The organism is Dysgonomonas sp. 511, from assembly GCF_010501105.1.
In the GTDB taxonomy this organism is placed as follows: domain Bacteria; phylum Bacteroidota; class Bacteroidia; order Bacteroidales; family Dysgonomonadaceae; genus Dysgonomonas.
In genome coordinates this window covers 1-2,517 of sequence record NZ_QVMQ01000068.1, presented here as the reverse complement: position 1 = coordinate 2,517, position 2,517 = coordinate 1, and the positions used below count along the sequence as shown (strand labels likewise).

Here is a 2,517-nt window from a genome sequence, read left to right as displayed (position 1 = left end):
AGTCATCCAATTTATCCTCTGCCGTTTCTTTATTTACAGCTTTGTACACTGATTTTAAGTCTTTTAGAGACTCTTTTTGATGCTTACTGCCTACATATTTACATGAATTGCGGATTTGATGTACGATACAAAGCTGTACCGTAGTTTCAGGGAAGACACTTTCGATGGCATCTGCAAAACCGCTAAGATTATCAATACTGGCTATCAGTATATCTTTTATTCCTCTGTTTTGGAGGTCAGTGAGAACCGACAACCAGAAGTTAGCTCCTTCACTTTTGGAAATATACATGCCCAAAACATCTTTATTGCCTTCTTTATCTATTCCTAAAACATTATAGATAGCTCTGGAAACTGCCCTGCCTGATTCGTCAAAGACCTTGTAATGGATGGCATCCATCCAAAAAATGGCATAAACCGATTCCAAAGGACGGCTGCGCCAGGCTTTGAGTTCCGGCAACACACGATCTGTTATAGAGGAAATGGTTTCGGCCGAAACACGATTACCCAAATTCTCTTCCATCCAATCGCTGATCTGACGGGTACTGTTACCCAAAGCATACAAACCGATGATACGATCCGCTACATTTTCTGCTAAAATCGTTTCGCGCTTCTTGATAAACTGAGGATCGAAACTGGAATTGCGGTCACGAGGGGTAGATACTGTAACTTCACCTAAAGGTGTCTGAACTTGCTTATGCATTTTCCCATTACGACGATTACCCGAATTTCGCTCTTCTTCATCCAAATGGACATCCATCTCGCCCTCTAAGGCTGCATTCAAAATACTCTCAAGCAATGGAGCAAAGGCTCCATCTTTCCCTAACAAGGACTGTCCTGACTTCAATTGTTCCAAAGCCTTGTTTTTAATCTCTTCAAATTTAAATTCTTCCATAAAGAAAACTGTGTTAGCAAATATAAATATTTAAATCTATCTTTCGCTGACACAGTTTTGTTTACAGTCTCTTGGAGTACGGTTTTTAAGGGCTTTCCCGATAGTATCCAGTAACTCTTCCAATCCCGTGAAGAAAGAATTTATTTCCGTTGATTTCTTATCCAGTATTTCCATTGTTGTATCTTTTTTAGTTCCGCATATAGTCGCCCAAAGCGGAGAAAGTTAATATATCCAGTTTCGTATCATAGCTAATAGCCGTCCGTTTCAGATTGTAGTTGATAAAGAATCCTTCTTCATCTTCCTGTATCTGGTAGGTAGCAGGGCTTGCCTGTTTGCTCGTTTCATTCATGTGGATAATGCTAAGTAAATAGCTGTCTCCGTTTCGGTATATGATAACTGTCGGATTCAGGTTTATACTCTCCCAATTACCGACCAACCTATCTAAGTTGATATTTTCTGTTTTCATTTTTGCTCTTTGATTCTTTGTGACTGACTGATTAAATTTTCAATATCCGATACTCGGTAATAACATTTACGTCCAATCCGCGAATAAGGCAGGATGCCGTTATCCCTGTAAGATTGTAAAGTGCGCTTTGATATTTGCAGAAGCCCACAAACATCATCGTTGCCTAACCATTGTTCTTTGTCCTGATTCTCCCCGCATAGATTCTTTATCTGCCGGGTAAAATCTTCAAAACGCCTTTTCATCTTTTCGAACGTTTTGCTTTCGATTGCTATTATATCCATACTAAAATCTGTTTTTACTGATTACTGAAATTATTCTCATTGCAATGAATTTCAGGCAAAGGAAAGCAGATTTCAGGCAGGTTTTAAGAAATGGGGTGCAATGGCTGAAAGTGGCTGTGTCTGGCGCAAATACTCAATCCTCAACAATATTTTTTTCATTTTTTAATTGATATACATCTCATCCATGCAGGGAATAGATAAGACAACACTTTTTAGAAATTTCTTCCTTTTCATTCTGAAAAGAGTAAATTTCTAAAAACCGCTTGCGGCTTGGTGTTGGCGTTCTATTACCGGAATGTACTTTTGTAAATCAAATAAATAAAGAATTATACTATATCCTATTTTGAAAATATGATAGGAGATTCTTTACGGATACTGCATAGTTAGAGCCGTCTATTGAATAGAAACCCAACTTCCGGGCAAATGAACTGCTTTTATCATTGACGGATTCTATTCCAATATACCTAAAACCGTATTTTAGGGCTATTCCTGAAAGAAAACTAACAAAATGTGCTCCATTCCCTATACGTTCTTTTCGGAAGCAAATTCGGGCTATAATCAGGCAATCAGGAGGAAATATACTTGCTACTCGGCGAATGCGCAAATACAAATCTACCCGCTTGTTTCTTCGGGTAACTATAATATTATCAGGAGTGAGATACACAAGGGAAAGACGGTACTTAAACCGCCTCATCAGGTAGCTATCTATTTCTTTCCGTATTTCTTCGTACTCGTTCATATCTGCGGTTTATGATTGTCTGAATCCTCGCTTCGGCTTCTTCTTTATTTTTCAAGTTCGCTAGTTAAAACTATGTACTTTAGTACAAGGCTTTAGCTTCTATAAATGTTTAAAATTCTATCTTTGTAACGTTTATGGA

The 2,517-nt window shown here is 38.1% G+C and carries 5 protein-coding genes; all 5 read right to left on the bottom strand.

All coding sequences use genetic code 11. The annotated features are described in order from the left end of the window. Positions 1 to 892: IS256 family transposase (locus D0T57_RS15245; RefSeq protein WP_163274329.1), on the bottom strand; the 892-nt coding region annotated here is incomplete at its 3' end. Positions 893 to 928: 36 nt separating this feature from the next. Beyond that, entirely contained in the window at positions 929 to 1,066 is a 138-nt protein-coding gene (locus tag D0T57_RS15240; protein ID WP_163274328.1) for a hypothetical protein, read from the bottom strand. Positions 1,067 to 1,079: 13 nt separating this feature from the next. Then, positions 1,080 to 1,358, bottom strand: coding sequence for a DUF3876 domain-containing protein (locus tag D0T57_RS15235; protein WP_163274327.1), 279 nt, complete (start codon positions 1,356 to 1,358; stop codon positions 1,080 to 1,082). After that, on the bottom strand, positions 1,355 to 1,639 hold the full coding sequence (locus D0T57_RS15230; RefSeq protein ID WP_163274326.1) for a helix-turn-helix domain-containing protein: 285 nt from the start codon (positions 1,637 to 1,639) through the stop codon (positions 1,355 to 1,357). The genes D0T57_RS15235 and D0T57_RS15230 overlap by 4 nt, the downstream gene beginning before the upstream one ends. Before the next feature lie 331 nt (positions 1,640 to 1,970). Continuing rightward, on the bottom strand, positions 1,971 to 2,378 hold the full coding sequence (locus D0T57_RS15225; RefSeq protein WP_163274325.1) for a GNAT family N-acetyltransferase: 408 nt from the start codon (positions 2,376 to 2,378) through the stop codon (positions 1,971 to 1,973). Between the last annotated feature and the right edge of the window lie 139 nt (positions 2,379 to 2,517).

Coding starts and splice junctions, on each gene's coding strand:
- D0T57_RS15240 (WP_163274328.1), bottom strand. CDS start 1,066: ATGGAAATACTGGATAAGAAATCAACGGAAATAAATTCTTTCTTCACG.
- D0T57_RS15235 (WP_163274327.1), bottom strand. CDS start 1,358: ATGAAAACAGAAAATATCAACTTAGATAGGTTGGTCGGTAATTGGGAG.
- D0T57_RS15230 (WP_163274326.1), bottom strand. CDS start 1,639: ATGGATATAATAGCAATCGAAAGCAAAACGTTCGAAAAGATGAAAAGG.
- D0T57_RS15225 (WP_163274325.1), bottom strand. CDS start 2,378: ATGAACGAGTACGAAGAAATACGGAAAGAAATAGATAGCTACCTGATG.